Genomic DNA, 16666 nt, shown 5'->3' with positions numbered 1-16666 from the left:
TTTTCTTCCGGCAGGTACGGGTTTCGACGGCTGGCGCGTCTTCCCCGGTGTAGATCCGCTACTGGATCGGCTTTTTTGACTTGGGGAAAGTCCATGGCGCAACGCCATCTCCGCCGGCTCGCCGCCGGCCGTTACGCGCTGCTGTGCGCGCTGTCCATGCATGCCGCGCTGGCGGTCCAGGCCTTCGCGCCGTCCGTCGCCCACGCGCAGAGCGCGCCGACGCACGCTTTCGACCTGCCCGCCGGCAGCCTGGCCGACGCGCTGGTGGCGCTGGGCCGCCAGGCGCAGGTGCAGGTGCTGTTCAGTCCCGACGCCGTCGCCGGCCTGCAGGCGCCCGCCGTCTCGGGCAANGCGTGCCGACGTGAACCAGCGCCTGCGCCGCCTGCAGGCCGCCATCGACGCCATGCCCGCGCGCCAGCGCGAGGCCTTCCTGCTTTATCGGTATGATGAATTGCGTTGCGAGGAGATCGCCCGCCGCATGGGCATTTCGGTGCGGGCGGTGGAAAAGCACCTGCAACTGGCGTTGGCGCACTGCAAGCGCCACGTCCACGGCGAAGCATCATGATCCGGTCCCGTTCCCTGTCCGCTGTCGAAGAGGCCGCGAGCGCATGGTTCATGCGCCGCCGCGAACGCGCGTCCGATCCGCAGGCCGAACAGTCGTTTCAGGCCTGGCTGGCCGAATCGCCGCAACACCGCCGCGAATACGACCGCCTGGCGCAGGTCTGGGAAGACATGGCGGCCTTGCCGCGCCCGGCCGCCGCGCGGGCCGGCATGTCGCGGCCGGCCCGCCGGCCCGCGCTGCTGCGCTGGAGCGGGGCGCTGGCCGCCCTGCTGCTGGCGGCGGGCCTAGCCTACCAGTACCTGCCCGTGAACTATGAATCGGTGGCCAATGCGTCCACCCGGACCCGCAGCCTGGTGCTGGCCGACGGCACCCGCGTCCATGCCAACGTGGGCACCCGCGTCAGCGTGCGCTACACGCTGGCGCAGCGCCGCATCGACATCGAAGGCGGCGAGGTCTACATCGACGCCGCGCCCGACCGGCGCCCGCTGGTGGTCCAGGCGGGCGGCGCCGAACTGCGCGACATCGGCACCGAATTCAACGTGCTGCTGCTGCCCGACATGCTGCAGGTGGGCGTGCGCAGCGGCCAGGTAATGCTGGCCGCCGAGGGCGCGGACGAGCACAGGCAGCACACGCTGCGGGCCGGCGACAGCGTGCTGCTGGCGCGCGCCGACGGCCGGCTGCTGGACCGCCAGCGCGTGGCCGCCGGCGAAATCGGCGCCTGGCAGAACGGCGTGGCGGTGGTGCATGACGCGACCCTGCAGCAGCTGGCCGGCTACCTGGCGCTGTACCGCGGCGCCCCGGTGCGCTTCGCCGACGAGCGCGCGCGCGGCCTGCGCCTGTCCGGCACGCTGGACCTGCGCCAGCCCGACGCCTTGCTGGACACGCTGCCCGGCCTGTTGCCCGTCACGCTCGACCGCCGGCCCGACGGCTCGGCGGTCATCGCCAGCCGCTGAAACCCGCGTCCGGATAATTGAGAATTATTTTTCTTCCGGCAGGTACGGGTTTCGACGGCTGGCGCGTCTTCCCCGGTGTAGATCCGCTACTGGATCGGCTTTTTTGACTTGGGGAAAGTCCATGGCGCAACGCCATCTCCGCCGGCTCGCCGCCGGCCGTTACGCGCTGCTGTGCGCGCTGTCCATGCATGCCGCGCTGGCGGTCCAGGCCTTCGCGCCGTCCGTCGCCCACGCGCAGAGCGCGCCGACGCACGCTTTCGACCTGCCCGCCGGCAGCCTGGCCGACGCGCTGGTGGCGCTGGGCCGCCAGGCGCAGGTGCAGGTGCTGTTCAGTCCCGACGCCGTCGCCGGCCTGCAGGCGCCCGCCGTCTCGGGCAACCTGAGCGCGCAGGCCGCGCTGAACCGCCTGCTGATGCGCAGCGGCCTGGTCGCCGTACCCACGGCCACGGGCTTCGTGGTGCGCACGCCGGCCGGGTCCCCGGACGCCGACGCCGCCACCATGGCGCCCGTCACCGTCACCGGCCACGATCCCGCCACCACCGAAGGCACGGGCTCCTACACGACGCCCGCCGTCGCCCTGGGCAAGAACGAACAAAGCCTGCGCCAGATCCCGCAATCGGTCTCCGTCGTCACGCGCCAGCTGCTGGACGACCAGAACCTGGTGAACCTGGACGACGCCATGCGCACGGTCACCGGCATCACCGTCGAGGCCGGCAGCATCGGCGGCAACCACGGCAATTTCTACTCGCGCGGCTACGCGCTCGACACCATCCAGGTCGACGGCGTCAACACCCCGGCGAGCACCGGCAACGACCTGAGCTCGGGCTTCGGCCTGGCCATCTACGACCACATCGAAGTGCTGCGCGGCCCGTCCGGCCTGTTCCAGGGCGCGGGCGACCCCGGCGGCACCGTCAACCTGGTGCGCAAGCGCGCGCAAAAGGAATTCGCCTTCGGCGGCCAGCTCATGACCGGCTCGTGGGACCGCTATTACGCCGAAGCCGACCTCACCGGCCCGCTCGACAGCGACGGCCGGCTGCGCGGCCGCGTGGTCGCCTCCTATGACGACCGGCGCTCCTTCGTCGACGGCGTCTACACCGAAAAGCCCCTGTTCTACGGCACGCTGAGCTTCGACCTCACGCCGGACACCGTGCTCAGCGCCGGCGCCACCTACCAGCAATACAAGGGCCGCCCGTTCTTCGGCCTGCCCGGCTACACCGACGGCAGCCTGCTCGACGTGCGCCGCTCGACCAACCTGGACCCCAGCTGGAACCACATCACCGAAGAAATCACCGAATACTTCGCCGACGTGGAACACCGCCTGTCCAATGGCGGACGCATCAAGGTCAGCGGCGTCTACCGCGAACAGGACGAACCCAGCCGCGAATTCGGCTGGTCCGACTGCGCGGTCGATCCGGTCACCGGCGACACCTGCCTGGTCTCGTGGAAGTACCGCAGCCACTGGAAGACCTACGGCCTGGACGCCTTCGTGGCCACGCCGTTCCAGGCCTTCGGCCGCGAACACGAACTGATCGTGGGCGCCGACTACCGCAACATCCACAAGAACTTCCGCTATGGCGGCGGCGACAACGCCGACATCAATCTCTACCATCCCGACAACGACATCCCCAAGCCGGACTACCAGTTCACCAACGGCAACGACGGCAAGACCGAGCAGTACGGCCTGTATGCGCGCACCAACCTGCGCGTGGCCGACGCCGCCACCCTCATCGCCGGCGGGCGCCTGACCTGGTGGCAGAACCGCACCCAGAACCGCAACGCCTACTTCAACCAGTTCACCAACACCAAGAGCGACATCGACGGCAAATTCACGCCCTACCTGGGGCTGGTCGTCGACCTCAACGAGCAGGTGTCGGCGTACGCCAGCTACACCAGCATCTTCACGCCGCAGACCGTCACCGACGTCAACGGCCAGCTGCTGGACCCGCGCACCGGCAAACAGGTCGAGATCGGCCTCAAGGGCGAATTCCTGGACAAGCGCCTGAACGCGCATGCAGCGCTGTTTCGCATGGAAGACGAAAACCGCGCCATGACCGACCCCGACAATCCGCTGTTCTCGATGGCGGCCGGCAAAATGCGCAGCCAGGGCTTCGAAGCCGAAATCAGCGGCAGCCCCGCGCCGGGCTGGGACATCACCGCCGGCTACGCCTACACCGCCACCAAGACCTTGAAGGGCACCGAGGAACAGAAGTCGCAGCAATACGCCTTCATCACGCCGCGCCACACCTTCAACCTGTGGACCAAGTACACCTTCGCCACCGGCGCGCTCGAAGGCCTGTCGCTGGGCGCGGGCCTGCGCAGCGTCAGCAGCATGTACCGCATGAACGGTCCGGTGAAGTTCGAGCAGCGCCCGTACACCACCGTGTCCGCGCAAGCCGGCTACCGCTTCAACAAGCACCTGGACGCCACGCTGACCGTGAACAACCTGTTCGACAAGGTCTATTACCAGCGCGTGTGGGCGGCGTATGGGTCGAACTACTATGGCGAGCCGCGCAGCGTGATGCTGAATCTGCGGGCGAAGTACTGACGCGAAATACTGACGGTACGGGCGGGGCCTACGCGCCCCGCGCCTACGTCAGGTTCAAACCGCCGTCGGAAAGCAGCACCTCGCCGGTCAGATAGTCCGACGCCACAAGCAGGGAGACCGCCTGGGCGATATCCTGCGGACCGGCCGCGCGGCGCATCGGCGCCTTGTCGCGCCACAACGCCTGGGCCTGGGTCCAATCGGCCGTCAGCGGCGTATCCACCAGGCCGGGCGCGACCGCATTGACCCGGATGTCCGGAGCGAGCGAAAGCGCGAGCAGGCGCGTCACGTGATTGAGCGCCGCCTTGGTCGCCGCATAAGGAATGGATGCGCCTTTGGGCCTGATTCCGGCGTGCGAGCTCACGTTGACCACGCAAGCGGGCCTGCCCTGCGCCGCCGCCTCCTGCAACGCGGCCTGCGCCTCGGCCACCAGGCGGAACGGCGCAACCACATTGACCTCATGCAGTTCATGCCAGATGTCGGGCGTGGCGGCGGCCAGATCAGCGTGAGGAATGACCCGGCTGATGCCCGCGTTATTGACCAGCACGTCCAGCCGCCCCCATGCCGCGACGGCCTCGCGGACCAGCCGGACCCTGTCGCCATCGACCGCCAGATCCGCCTGCACATAGACCGCCTCGCCCAGCTCGCGCGCCAGGGCATGGCCGGCCTCGACCGAACGCCGCGAATGCACGACCACGGAGTAGCCGTCCCGCGACAGACGGCGGGCGATGGCCTCGCCTATGCCGGAAGTCGAACCCGTGACGAGCGCGACGGGACGCGAATACTGGGGATTGGACATTGAAGAGCCTCTTGCACGGGAGCCCGCCGGATCAGGCCTTGTCCTTGCCGGCCTGGTGATGTGCTGCCTGCGGGCAGTTATTGAGACAACGCCTCGCGGCGCTCATTTTCGGAGGTAGGACTTCTTTCCGCTATGGGTGTAGCAGAAAGTGCCGCCACGTGGCCCCGTGCAATATTGGCCGGCGCCGCAGCTGCAAGCGCCGTTCGCCCCAGACGGCGAAGGTTTTGATGTGAGTGGCGACACGCCAGCATCCGGATTGGAGCAAACGCGTTTCGACGCACTGATCGAACCGTCACGACAAAGAAACTGAGTTCCGACGCAACGATCTACGCCGCCCTTTTTTCCAGAACAAGGATAATTCGCCGAATGGGCTGACGCGGCAAACAACACGGCCAGCAGCAATAGACCAAGACGCATCGTCATACCCATTTTGCAAACAAGCGGGATAAGCGGCGGAAGCAGATTGCGATCAGCTGTCGCAACGGCCTTCGACCGCCAGGTTGACTTCAGGTTTGGAGATCACGCGTTGCCCTTCCTCTTCTGAAACCTGCTCTAGGCCAGCACCACCCACAAATACGCCTATCTTGATGAACTGGCGCACAAAATAGTTCTTGCCCGCCTCCACCATCACCATCAGATCATTTGGCGAGAACTCCGATTCGGTGGAGACCTTGTGCTGCTCATTGCCGGCAACCTGCGTATAGAAGAACACGCGGTCTGCCGTCTCGCCCAGACACTCGCCGTTGACGTAGACGTCTTTCTTCAGGGCTTTGCCAGCAAAGCTGTCTCGGTAGACATACAGGCCCGACTTTCCTTCATCCGGTGCCGGGAACGATTTGGCCAGCTTGTTTTGCTCGGCTGGCGCCATTGGAACTTTGGCGCAGCCCGCTACCACCATTACGCAAGCGGCAGAGGCCGCCAACTTCAACATCTTCTTATTCATTCGATTCATCTTTATCGGCTTACGTATATGCCCCTTCCTATCCTCCGAGGGGAACGGACAATTGTATCCAATATCTTCCAATAATGTCATATGAATACAAGACAAGCCCGCGTCCAGGAGGCCGATCCTGACGTCTGAACCGACGCTCCGGCGTTATCCTTGTACTCAATGTGAGTAACTTGTTCGTCAAGAGCTACCGTCCGCGCGCAGGGACGGCCTACGGCTCGAATGACTACGGCGAACCGTGCAACGTGATGTCGAACGTGGTGGCAACGTATTGAGGAGGACGCCATCGCCCAGGCGATGGCGTAACGCTCAGGTGTTGTCTTTCACGGTAGGCGTGGCGCCATTTGCCTTGACGGACGCAACGCCTTTATCCCGCGCGGCCGTGGAGGAATACATCTCGCTGCGCCCGATTGTCTGGCCGTTTGCCCCGGTCAAGGTGAAATAGGGCGAACCGTCGGTGGCCGTCTTCAATTGATATCGCGCATCGGTCTGCGAATTCTGGCGGACCGATGCGATGCCATCCTGAGCGCTGGCCTTGGTGGTGTACCGTTCGCTCGTCAGAATGACTTCGTTGTTGCCGGCTTTCAGATTGAACATGTACTGATCGCCGCTGCGCTTCAAATCGTAGTAACCGCTCATAGAAATCTCCAATATCTGGCTTGGTCTAGGAACTGGAAAATACCGCGATGCGCACACTTGAACGCCGGCAGATCATAATGCACGCCAGGAGATCTGGACATACAGACCCCGCATCCGGTCCAGGAAGAAAATCGATGGAAGCGACCGTCACCGAGCTATTCACGCGATACGAGCGCTTTTTCAACCAATCCCTGCACGGAAATGCGGACATGGCGGAGATTGTGTCGCTGTATGCCTCGGCTTTCATCGCCGCTTCTCCTGCCGGGGTCATGGCCGGGCAGAACGACGACCGGCTCAAGGAAGTCATGGCGCAAGGGTATGCGTACTATCGAACCATAGGGACCAAAGGAATGCGCGTCCGCAATGTCCGAATCTCCCCGATAGACGAGCTGCATTGCGTGGCCCACGTCGCCTGGACGGCGACCTACGGCCGCAAGGGCCAGGCGGACACGACCATCGATTTCGATGTCCATTATCTGGTCCAGGTACTGGGCGGCGAAGCGAAGGTTTTCGGCTGGATCTCGGGCGATGAGCAGGCCGTGCTCAGGCAGCACGGCATTATCTGAAATAGTGCGCGGGTCTGGCGTTAAAACAGCCAATAATTCACTTTCGCAACCTTTTATTTCACCTCGCCACCTCCAGACAGCTATCTAAACAACTGCAAAGCGCCACAAAATCCGCAACAGTTATGCGCTAGGATGGTTTCGTGTTCCTCTCAAAGGAAACCCATCATGGCTACCAGCTCGCAAACGCCGCAAGCCTTCACGTCGGTCCGTCCCAACGTCATGGAGGTCGAATACGGCGCATTTCGTGGTTATGTGGACGTCATCGACCATGCTCGGCAGATACCCATGTGCAAGACGCACTTCTGCGGCACGGTCTGGCCATCGCGCGACATGGCCGAACATCAGGCGATGGAACTGGCGCGCAGCCTTCGCGCCGCGGCCGGCGCATCCCGGGCAATGCTGCTCACCGCCAGCCTGAGCGACGCCGCGGCGGGGCGCAAGCCGCTGGAGTTCGTGCCCGTCAGCCTGGTCAAGCAGCAACCCACCGTTCCGGTCGTCAAGCGCCATCTGCGGCTGGTCGCCTGAGAACTATCCGAGCGGTTCCGCCGAGTCGACGTACACCAGGCCGGCCTCGCGCAGTTTGTCGCGCATGCCGTAGATGTCCAGTCCCAGTTCGCCGGCCGCCAGGCGCGCCCGCGTGAGGTTTTCCTTATGCAGGCGCGCCTCGCTCGCTTCGGCCACATCGGCGGCGCGCTCGCGTTCTACCACGACCACGCCGTCCTCGTCGGCCACGACGACGTCACCCGGACGCACCAGCGCGCCCGCGCACACCACTGGGATGTTGACGCTGCCCGGCGTGGCCTTGACCGTTCCCTTGGCGCAGATCGCGCGCGCCCAGACCGGGAAACGCATGGCCTCGAGCGCAAGCACGTCGCGGCAGCCCGCGTCGATGACCAGGCCGCGAACGCCGCGCGCGGCAAACGAGGTCGCGAGCAGTTCGCCGAACATGCCGTCATGGTTGTCGGTGGTGCAGGCCACGACCAGCACGTCGCCGGGCTGGCATAGCTCGGCCGCGACGTGCAGCATCCAGTTGTCCCCCGGCTGCGCCAGCACGGTGACCGCGCTGCCGGCGACGGCCGCGCCGCGCCAGACCGGACGCAGGCTGGGGCGCAGCAGGCCGCTGCGGCCCTGGGCCTCATGGACGGTGGCGACGCCCGCCGCCTGCAGGCGCGCGATGATTGCGGCGTCCGCGCGGGCGATGTTCCGGACGGCGATTGCCTGCGTGCTCATGCGAACGCTCCCGTGACCTGCGGGAAGATGCGCTGGTATCCCTCGGCATGCGTGATCTTCAGATCGGAATTGCGCGAGGCCTGCACGCCGCGCTGCAGCGCCACGCGGGTGTAGTACTCCCACAGGTGTTCCTGCGCCGCCATGGTTTCGAAGGCGCGGCGCTTGACGTCCCAGACTTCGGAGATGTCCAGCAGGACTTCCGGCTTCCATTCGCACTGTTCGGGCTGGTGCGGTTCGAACAGGAACACCGGCGGCGCGCCCAGCACGGGCTGGTCCGGCCGATGCCCGTGCGCCTGGGCGATGATGCGCGCCTCCTGCGCCACGTGGGTCGCCAGCGGATGGTCGAAGTTGTACGGGTCCTTGAGCGAATGCGTGAGCACGAAGGCCGGCCGCAATTCGCGATAGATGTCGGCCAGCTGGAACAGGGCGTCGTCGCTCACCCGCAGCGGATAGTCGCCGCAATCCAGAAAGCGCACCGAGGCGCCGAGTATGCCGGCCGCGCGCGTGGCCTCGTCGCGGCGCGCCGCCTTGACGCGGTCCAGGGTCATGCCCGGCTCGCGCCAGAGTTTGGCGGATTCGCCGCGTTCGCCGAAAGACAGGCACACGACCGTCATGTTCCAGCCGCGCCGCGCATAGAGCGCGATGGCGCCGCCGGCGCGCCAGACGAAGTCGGCCGAATGGGCGCTGACGACCAGGCCGTGTTGCGTTGTGCTGCTCATGCTTTCATCCCAGGAAAAAGTAAACCGGCCTTGCCGCCGGGGTCCCGCCCATGCGGGCTCAATCCGCGCTGATGCCCGCCGCGCGGATCACCTTGCCCCACTTCACCGTTTCTTCGGCAACGAAGCGGCCGAAGTCCTCGGCGCTGCCCGGCGTGATCTCGGCGCCCATCTCGCCCATGCGTTGCTTGATGGCGGGATCGGCCAGCGCGGCCTGCAGGGCCTGGTTCAAGCGCTGCACCACGGCCGGCGGCATGCCCGCGGGGCCGACCAGTCCCCACCACACCGTGGCGTCGGCGCCCGGCAGCCCTTGGGCAGCCGCGGTCGGCACGTCGGGCAACAGTTTGGACGGATGCGGATTGAGCACGGCGAGCGCGCGCAACTTGTCGGACTTGATGTGCGAGACAACTTCGAGCGGATTGATCGACATGAACGACAGCCGTCCGCCGAGCAGATCCGTGACGGCGGGCGAGCCGCCCTTGTACGGAATGTGCAGCGCCTTGAAGCCGCCCTCGGCCTTCAGCAGTTCACTGCCCAGGTGGCCCGAACTCCCGTTCCCGGCCGAGCCATAGCTGAGCCTGTCGGGCTGCGCGCGGCCTTCGGCCACCAGGTCCTTCAGGCTTTTGGCGGAGGCGTCGCTGCGCACCACCACGACCAGCGGCGCGTAGCCGATGGCGCCGATCGGCGCGAAATCCTTGGCGGGATCGAAACTCAGCTTCGGGAACAGGGCGGCGTTGCTGGCCAGCGTGTTCGAGGCGGTCAGCAGGGTGTAGCCGTCGGGAGCAGAGCGCGCGACGTGCTCCATGCCGATATTGGTGGCCGCTCCCGGGCGGTTGTCGACGATGACCGGCTGCTTCAGTTCATCGGACATCTTTTGCGTGATCAACCGGGTCACGATGTCCACGCCGCCGCCGGCGGCATACGGCACCACGATACGCACCGGCTTGTCCGGAAAGCCGTCGGCCGCGCGGACGCCGAATGGCGCCATCATCGCGGCGGCCAGCCCCAGGACGGCGCCGAGCCGGCCCAGTTGTCGGGAATAGACCTGCATTGCTGTCTCCTGTGTCGTTGTTCTAGTGTCGACATGGTGCGCGGGTCAGACTAATATCGTCCAATACTTTTGCGATAGCCGATTTATTTGGTTTTCAAATAACCGTGGATTTCCGCCAACTGCGTTACTTCGTTGCCGTCGCCGAGGAACTGAGCTTCAGCGCCGCCGCCCGGCGCCTGCACGTCAGCCAGCCGCCGCTGAGTCTGCAGATCAAGGCCCTGGAGACGGAGCTTGGCGCGGTGCTGCTGGATCGCAACAAGCGCAACGTCGCACTGACCGAGGCGGGCGCCCTGTTTCTCGACCAGGCGCGGCGGGCCCTCGGCAATCTGGACCGGGCCGCCGAAGTCGTGCGCCTGGCGTCCAAGGGCGAAGCGGGCGAGATCCGGATCGCGTTCACGGCCTCGGTGCCCATGGCCGAGGCGTTCCCCCGCGTGGTGCGCTCGTTCCGCGACAATCATCCCGCGGCGCGCGCAGACCTGATTCACATGTCCACCGGACAGCAATTGCAGGCGCTGGCCGACAAGAGCGTCGACGTCGGCTTCCTGCGCCCGTCGCTGCTGTTCTGCCCGCCTCCCAATATCCAGACCCTGAATCTGTGGACCGACCGCCTGGTCGCGGTGCTGCCGGCCTGGCATGCGCTGGCGGCGCGGCCGGCCCCCTTGCCGATGGCGGCGCTGGCCGACGAGGCCTTCATCCTGTTTCCCCGGGGGCTGGGCTGCGGGCTGTTCGAGCACGTGACGGTGCTGGCCAGCCGAGCGGGCTTCGCGCCGCGTCTGATGCAGGAAGCGCGCGAAGGCGCGACCATCGTCGGGCTGGTGGCCGCGGGCATGGGAATCTCCGTGCTGCCGGACACCTACGCGCGCACCGGCATTCCGGGCGTGGTGTACCGCGAGCTGGATACGCCCGACGCGACCAGCAGCCTGCTTCTGGCGTACCGGCGCGATGACGCGTCGCCCCTGCTGCGGCGCTTCGTCGACGAGGTCAGGCCCACCGCCGGCGCCGCCGTATGAAGCTGCCGCTATCCTGACCGGCGCGCGGCGGCGGCGCCGTGCCTCATTCGTACGACTTCGCCAGCGCCAGCAACTCGGGCGTGCCGATGGTCTCGTTCAGGCCGTCGAAGTCCATCATGCGATCGCGCCATGGCGCGGTGCTGCCGTGCTCGCGCAAGCTGCCGTAGTAGCCCTTCAGCATGTGCGCGACCGCGCGCGAGGCGCCGCCAGGGAAGATCACGATGCGAAAACCGCGCCTGGCCAGCGCCTGGGCGCTTTCCACGGGCGTCTGGCCGCCCTCGACCATGTTCGCCAGCAGCGGCACGCGGTGCGCGAAACGCGCGCACGCGGCGTCGAGCTGCGCTTCCGTGCGCAGGGCCTCCACGAAGATGGCGTCGACCCCGCATTCGAGATAGCGTTCGGCGCGTTCGAGCGCGGCGTCCAGCCCTTCGACGGCGAGCGCGTCGGTGCGGGCGAGGATCAGCGTGCGGTCGCGGGCGTCCATGGCGGCGCGCAGCTTGCCGCACATCTCGGCCACGGGCACCACGCTCTTGCCGGCGAGGTGGCCGCAGCGCTTCGGAAAACTCTGGTCCTCGATCTGGATCATGGCCGCGCCGGCCCGTTCGAAGCCGCGCACCGTGCGCTGCACGTTGAGCGCGTTGCCGAAACCGGTATCGCCGTCCACGATCACCGGCGTGTCCACGCGTTCGGTAATGCGGGCAAGCGTGTCGGCCACCTCGGTATAGGTGGTGAGTCCGACGTCGGATCGTCCCAGCCGCGCATAGGCGATGGACGCGCCCGACAGGTAAAGCGCCTCGAAGCCGGCCTGCTCCGCGATCAGCGCCGTAAGCGCATCGTAGATTCCCGGCGCCAGCACGGCATGTCCGGCGTCGAGCCGGGACTTCAACACGGATACGGTCATCATGCCCTCAGGGGATGGCGCGCCAGGCTGCCATCGGCGAGCCGGCGCTTCAGTAGATTCATCAAGCCGCCGGCGCGCACCATGTCGAGCAGAAAGCCCGGCACTTCGGCGCACGGCAGCGCATCGCCGTCGGCTCGCAGCACGCGCCGGCCCGGCAGATCGAGCGTGACGGACTCGCCTTCCTGCAATTCGGCGGCGCGCTCGCAGGTCACGAGCATCAGGCCCACGTTGAACGCATTGCGGAAATACAGGCCGTTGAAGTTCGGCGCGATCACCGCGGCCACGCCCAGATGCACGAGCGCGGCCGCCGCCTGCTCGCGCGAGGAGCCGATGCCGAAATGGCTGCCGGCCACCAGCACGTCGCCCGGCCTGACGCTCGATGCGAACTCGGGCCGCACGCCCTGCAGGCAGTGGCGCGCGATCTCCTCGATGCCGAATTTCATGTAGGCGCCGGGCGCGAGCTGGTCGGTGTCGACGTCGTCGCCCACGCGCCAGACGCGATGACGGGTAGCGGGCGTCGTCATGCCAGCACCTCCCTGGGATCGATGATGCGGCCGGCAAGCGCGGCGGCCGCCACGGAATAGGGCGAAGCGAGAAACACCCGGGCGGTTTCGGCGCCCATGCGCCCCTTGAAATTGCGCGCCGTGGTCGAGATGACGTTGACGCCTTCAGGTATCGACCCGCCATAGCCGGAGCAGGCGCCGCAGGAATTCGGCAGCACTTGCGCCCCCGCGTCCCGCAGCGCGTCCATGACGCCTTCTTCCTGCGCGCGCTGCTGGTCGCGCGCGCTGGCGGGCGCCACCATCAGCGTCACGCCGGCGGCCAGGCGGCGGCCGCGCAGCACCTCGGCGGCGGCGCGCAGGTCCTCGAGCTTGGCGCCGGTACAGGCGCCGATATAGGCCGCCTGTATCGGCGTGGCGGGATAATCGCCCGCCGGCGCGGCGTTGGCGGGGCTGTGCGGCGCCGCCACCTGCGGCGCCAGCGCATCGGCGTCGAACCGGTGCGTTTCCACTTCCGCGCCCGCATCGGTGCGCCAGCGCGCCAAGTCGATGTCGTGCGCGCGCGGCACGCCGGCGGCGTGCAGATAATCCAGCGTGACCCGGTCGGGCGCGATCAGCCCCACCTGCGAGCCCAGCTCGGCCGACATGTTCGACAGCGTCATGCGCTCCTGCATCGACAGCGCGCGCACGGCCTCGCCGCAGAACTCGACCGCCTGGTAGCGTCCGCCGTTCATGCCGAAACGGCCGATCATGGCAAGCGCCATGTCCTTGGCCGTGACGCCCCTGGCGAGCCGCCCGTCCCATTGCATGGCGATCGTCTGCGGCACCTGCACCCAGATCTCGCCGCTGGCCACCACGCCCAGCATCTCGGTGCTGCCCACGCCGAACATGTATGCGCCGAACGCGCCGCCGGTGGGCGAGTGCGAGTCGCCTCCCACACAGAACATGCCGGGGCGGATGTGGCCGTGCGCGGGCACCACCACGTGGCAGATGCCGATGGAATCGTAGACGTGCGGCAGCGCCTGTTCGCGCGCCCAGTCGCGCGCGATGCGCACGATGCGGCGCGACTCGTCGTCCGACTCCGGCACGTAGTGGTCCATCACCAGCACCACCTTGTCGCGATCCCACAGCCCCGTGCCCAGCGATTCGAGCATGGGTTTGAGGCGGCGCGGACCGCTGGAATCATGGAACATCGCCAGGTCGACCCGGCAGGTGACGATTTCGCCCACCGCGACCGTGTCGCGGCCGCTGGCTGCCGCCAGCAGCTTCTGGGCCAGGGTTTGCTCAGGCATGATTGCTTCCTGGTGTCTGCGTCAGATCCGCGCCGTCCGCGCCCCGGCCTTGGACGCGCGCGGCCGCGCCGGCAGGGGCGCGGGGCCGGGCGCGCCCACGCCGGCCGGCAGCCAGTTCGGCTCGCCCTTGGTCTCGTGGGCCTGCATGTCCATGCGGTATTCGTAGCGATCCGGGCGGTAGCGCGCCAGCAGCCATTCCACCGGCCGGCCGGCGTCGTCGCGCACCAGCCGGCGCAGCGTCAGCAGCGCCGAACCCACCGGCACTTCCAGCGCCGCGGCGATCTGCGGATTCGCCAGTTCGGCCGAAATGGATTGCTGCGCCCGCGCCACGCGCACGCCCAGCTCCCGGAATATCGCCAGCAGCGGCCGGCTGTTCAGATCGGCCTTGCGGATGCGCGCGCCGATGTCGCCGGGCACATAGCTCTCCAGGTGCGAGAACGGCGCGTCCTCGTAGCTACGCACGCGCACCGCGTGCTGCACGGCAGCGCCGGACGGGAGTTCCATGGCCGCCGCCACCGCCGCCGGCGCGGGCATGACGGCAAGCGACACGACCCGCACCTGTGTCTGCATGCCCATGTTCGACAAATGCCGCATCAGCGCTTCCATGCCCGCCCCGGCCTGCGGCGCGTCCACCCAGCCCTTGCTGTCGGCGGCGAAGGTGCCGCGGCCCTGGCGGCGCTCGATCAGGCCGTCGGCCTCCAGCGCCTCCAGCGAGCGCCGGATCGTCAGGCGCGAGACCCCGTATTCCTCGGCCAGGGCATTCTCGCCCGGCATCGGCGCGCCTCCCGCAAAACCGCCGCCCGCCAATCGTTGCTTGAGCAACAGATAGACCTGGTGATACAGAGGAAGCGGATTCTTGGACACGGACATGCTCCGGAAAAGGCGGACCAGGCGACGCTCAGTCGATGGTCGCGCCGGTGAATTTGACGATTTCAGCGTAACGCGCGATGTCCTCGCGCACGAAGGCGTCGAGCTCCTCGGGCGTGCTGCTCACGGCCGTGGCGGCTTCGCCCTCCAGCAGGCGCCGGAACTCCGGCGTATCCACTGCCTTGCGCGCGGCGGCGTTCAGCGACTTTACAACTTCGGGCGACAGCCCGGCCGGGCCGAACATCGCAAACCACGCATTGGATTCGAAGCCCTTGATCGTGTCGCCGATGGGCGGCACGTCGGGGAACTGCGGCAGCGGCTTGGGGCTGGTGACGCCCAGCGCCTTGAGCGCGCCGGACTTCATGTGCGGCAACGCGTTCAGCGAACTCGCGACCATCATGTCCACCTGGCCGCCGAGCAGGTCCGTGATGGCCGGCGCGGTGCCCTTGTACGGCACGTTCAGGATGTCCAGGCCCGACATCATCTTCATGCGTTCGCCGGCCATGTGCAGCGACGAACCGAGCGCGCCGATCGCCATCGTGTATTTGCCGGGATGCGCCTTCACTTCCTTGACGAACGCGGGCATGTCGTTGGCGGGAAAGTCCTTGCGCGTCACCAGCACGCTGGGCACGTTGGCCAGCATGCTGATGGCCTTGAAATCCTTGACCGGATCGAACGGCAAATTGCGATACAGGGAGGCGTTGATCGAGAAACTCGTGAACGTGACCAGCAGCGTGCTGCCGTCGGCCTTGGACTTGGCCACGTAGTCGGCCGCGATGTTGCCGCCGGCGCCGGGACGATTCTCGACCAGCACCGTCCGCTTCAGCTCCTGCGCCATGCGCTGCCCGATGTTGCGCGCGACGGTATCGGTCGTCCCGCCGGGCGGCGCGCCGACGATCAGGCGGATCGGGGCTTCCTGCGACATGGCGGGGAACGCGAAAACAGCTGCGAGCACGCAGCCGGATATGAAGCGGCGCATGGGTTGTCTCCTGGTATGTTGTATTGATGTTAATACAAGTATACGTGGCTGGTTTTGCGGAGGCAAGCAAGCGTCATCCGTTCCCGCCTCGAAACCTTGTCATTCCTGATCACCACGGCGAAAATTCCCGCGCACGGACGATGCTCGATCCGGCCGCCGGGGGAATCGCAAGTGAAGGATGCTGGCCAGTACACGACGCACGCGGTGACCGTGCTGCAAACCAGTCCGCCATCGGACTGGCCTTATCGCTGCGCGATGAGCCTGCTTCGGCATCCCGTCGACGATGCGATTTCGGAACATCTGGCGTATATGGGCGAGTCTTCGGGCGCGGACCGGGCATGGATGATCGAATACCGTCCCGACCTGCTGCGGCTGCGCAATACGCATGAATGGTGCCGATGCCGGACGCAGCCGTATGTGGCCGAGCTGCAGGATGTGCCGACCACGCTGATCGCGTGGCTGCATCGGTTCATGGTGCAAGGCCAGGCCGTGGCCATCCATGACGTAAACGATATGCCGCGCACGGCGCGGACCATCCAGCTGGAGTTTCAGCGCCAGGGGAACAAGAGCGTGCTCAGCGTGCCGGTTTTCCACGACGGGAAGCTCCACGGGATCATCGGTTTCGATACGACGGTCAGGCACCGGACCTGGTCCGCGGCGGAAATCGGGGCGACGTTCCAGTGCGCCAACCTGATCGGACAAGCCAGATACTCGAACGCGCGCGCTTCCAAAGGGGCGGCGTTGCACGAGGGCGCCGCGCCGGTGGTGTATCTGCGCATGCGCGGCGTGGTGCGGGGCGTGCGGCCCGACGCGATCGTGGGAGTGCGGTCCGCGGGAAACTACAGCGAGATCTGGCTGGAGGACGGGTCGATGGTGCTCGATTCACGGGCGCTGGGCGTATGGTCCAGCCTGTTGCCGCAACAGCGGTTTTTCCGGGTCCACCGCACCGCCATTGCGAATGCGTTGCACGTCATGGACGTGGATCGCCGCAGCGTGGACAAGTGGCTGATCCGGATGCGCGCCGTGGGCGGCGCATGGCCGGTGTCGCGCGCCTACCGCAAGCAGCTGCGTGAGCGCATGGGGATCTGAACGCGGCGATTCGTGTCCGCA

General features: G+C 66.9%; 18 protein-coding genes. 7 read left to right on the top strand and 11 right to left on the bottom strand.

The window, feature by feature from the left end:
• Positions 1–160 precede the first annotated feature (160 nt).
• From C1I89_RS35865 to C1I89_RS11640, 3 genes are all read left to right on the top strand, one after another.
• Complete coding sequence (locus C1I89_RS35865; RefSeq protein ID WP_440130632.1) at positions 161–565, top strand: sigma-70 family RNA polymerase sigma factor; 405 nt, start codon at positions 161–163, stop codon at positions 563–565.
• Complete coding sequence (locus C1I89_RS11645; RefSeq protein ID WP_102772951.1) at positions 562–1515, top strand: FecR family protein; 954 nt, start codon at positions 562–564, stop codon at positions 1513–1515. The genes C1I89_RS35865 and C1I89_RS11645 overlap by 4 nt, the downstream gene beginning before the upstream one ends.
• Before the next feature lie 121 nt (positions 1516–1636).
• Positions 1637–4060, top strand: coding sequence for a TonB-dependent siderophore receptor (locus C1I89_RS11640; RefSeq protein ID WP_258231400.1), 2424 nt, complete (start codon positions 1637–1639; stop codon positions 4058–4060).
• 43 nt (positions 4061–4103) lie between these two features.
• On the opposite strand, the gene C1I89_RS11635 is transcribed toward C1I89_RS11640, so the two are convergent.
• The 3 genes from C1I89_RS11635 to C1I89_RS11620 all read right to left on the bottom strand — a co-directional run bounded on the left by C1I89_RS11635 (position 4104) and on the right by C1I89_RS11620 (position 6444).
• Positions 4104–4856, bottom strand: coding sequence for an SDR family NAD(P)-dependent oxidoreductase (locus tag C1I89_RS11635; RefSeq protein ID WP_102772950.1), 753 nt, complete (start codon positions 4854–4856; stop codon positions 4104–4106).
• Positions 4857–5325: 469 nt separating this feature from the next.
• On the bottom strand, positions 5326–5799 hold the full coding sequence (locus C1I89_RS11625) for a DUF2846 domain-containing protein (protein ID WP_102772948.1): 474 nt from the start codon (positions 5797–5799) through the stop codon (positions 5326–5328).
• 315 nt (positions 5800–6114) lie between these two features.
• Positions 6115–6444 (bottom strand): YegP family protein, encoded by a 330-nt coding sequence (locus tag C1I89_RS11620; RefSeq protein ID WP_102772947.1) that lies wholly within the window; start codon positions 6442–6444, stop codon positions 6115–6117.
• Positions 6445–6578: 134 nt separating this feature from the next.
• Here C1I89_RS11620 and C1I89_RS11615 point away from each other — a divergent pair, with 134 nt between their 5' ends.
• Together C1I89_RS11615 and C1I89_RS11610 are read left to right on the top strand one after the other, a co-directional pair.
• Complete coding sequence (locus C1I89_RS11615; protein WP_102772946.1) at positions 6579–7010, top strand: hypothetical protein; 432 nt, start codon at positions 6579–6581, stop codon at positions 7008–7010.
• 165 nt (positions 7011–7175) lie between these two features.
• Positions 7176–7535 (top strand): hypothetical protein, encoded by a 360-nt coding sequence (locus C1I89_RS11610; RefSeq protein WP_102772945.1) that lies wholly within the window; start codon positions 7176–7178, stop codon positions 7533–7535.
• A gap of 3 nt (positions 7536–7538) precedes the next feature.
• On the opposite strand, the gene C1I89_RS11605 is transcribed toward C1I89_RS11610, so the two are convergent.
• The 3 genes from C1I89_RS11605 to C1I89_RS11595 are packed head-to-tail and all read right to left on the bottom strand — an operon-like array spanning position 7539 to position 10007.
• Positions 7539–8240, bottom strand: a complete 702-nt coding sequence (locus tag C1I89_RS11605; protein ID WP_102772944.1) for a 4-carboxy-4-hydroxy-2-oxoadipate aldolase/oxaloacetate decarboxylase — start codon at positions 8238–8240, stop codon at positions 7539–7541.
• Complete coding sequence (locus tag C1I89_RS11600) at positions 8237–8959, bottom strand: PIG-L deacetylase family protein (protein WP_102772943.1); 723 nt, start codon at positions 8957–8959, stop codon at positions 8237–8239. The genes C1I89_RS11605 and C1I89_RS11600 overlap by 4 nt, the downstream gene beginning before the upstream one ends.
• Positions 8960–9017: 58 nt before the next feature.
• Positions 9018–10007, bottom strand: a complete 990-nt coding sequence (locus C1I89_RS11595) for a Bug family tripartite tricarboxylate transporter substrate binding protein (protein WP_102772942.1) — start codon at positions 10005–10007, stop codon at positions 9018–9020.
• Positions 10008–10111: 104 nt separating this feature from the next.
• Between C1I89_RS11595 and C1I89_RS11590 the strand changes: the two genes are divergently transcribed.
• Positions 10112–11017 carry a LysR substrate-binding domain-containing protein gene (locus C1I89_RS11590; RefSeq protein WP_102772941.1) on the top strand — a complete coding sequence of 302 codons (906 nt, stop codon included), beginning with the start codon at positions 10112–10114 and terminating at the stop codon, positions 11015–11017.
• Positions 11018–11060: 43 nt separating this feature from the next.
• Here C1I89_RS11590 and C1I89_RS11585 read toward each other — a convergent pair whose 3' ends face one another.
• The 5 genes from C1I89_RS11585 to C1I89_RS11565 are packed head-to-tail and all read right to left on the bottom strand — an operon-like array spanning position 11061 to position 15556.
• Positions 11061–11918, bottom strand: coding sequence for an isocitrate lyase/PEP mutase family protein (locus C1I89_RS11585; protein ID WP_102772940.1), 858 nt, complete (start codon positions 11916–11918; stop codon positions 11061–11063).
• Complete coding sequence (locus C1I89_RS11580; RefSeq protein WP_102772939.1) at positions 11918–12442, bottom strand: LeuD/DmdB family oxidoreductase small subunit; 525 nt, start codon at positions 12440–12442, stop codon at positions 11918–11920. The genes C1I89_RS11585 and C1I89_RS11580 overlap by 1 nt, the downstream gene beginning before the upstream one ends.
• On the bottom strand, positions 12439–13710 hold the full coding sequence (locus tag C1I89_RS11575) for a 3-isopropylmalate dehydratase large subunit (protein WP_102772938.1): 1272 nt from the start codon (positions 13708–13710) through the stop codon (positions 12439–12441). The genes C1I89_RS11580 and C1I89_RS11575 overlap by 4 nt, the downstream gene beginning before the upstream one ends.
• A 21-nt stretch (positions 13711–13731) precedes the next feature.
• A complete protein-coding gene (locus tag C1I89_RS11570) occupies positions 13732–14574 on the bottom strand; it encodes a GntR family transcriptional regulator (RefSeq protein ID WP_102773508.1) in 843 nt (280 codons plus the stop codon).
• A gap of 34 nt (positions 14575–14608) precedes the next feature.
• Positions 14609–15556 carry a Bug family tripartite tricarboxylate transporter substrate binding protein gene (locus C1I89_RS11565; RefSeq protein WP_102772937.1) on the bottom strand — a complete coding sequence of 316 codons (948 nt, stop codon included), beginning with the start codon at positions 15554–15556 and terminating at the stop codon, positions 14609–14611.
• Positions 15557–15652: 96 nt separating this feature from the next.
• Between C1I89_RS11565 and C1I89_RS11560 the strand changes: the two genes are divergently transcribed.
• Positions 15653–16645: a GAF domain-containing DNA-binding protein gene (locus C1I89_RS11560; RefSeq protein ID WP_258231399.1), complete on the top strand. Its 993-nt coding sequence runs from the start codon at positions 15653–15655 to the stop codon at positions 16643–16645.
• The last annotated feature ends 21 nt before the right edge of the window (positions 16646–16666 follow it).

This window comes from Achromobacter pulmonis (assembly GCF_002885955.2).
In the GTDB taxonomy this organism is placed as follows: Bacteria; Pseudomonadota; Gammaproteobacteria; order Burkholderiales; family Burkholderiaceae_B; genus Achromobacter; species Achromobacter pulmonis_A.
This window is presented reverse-complemented; position numbering and strand designations above follow the sequence as displayed.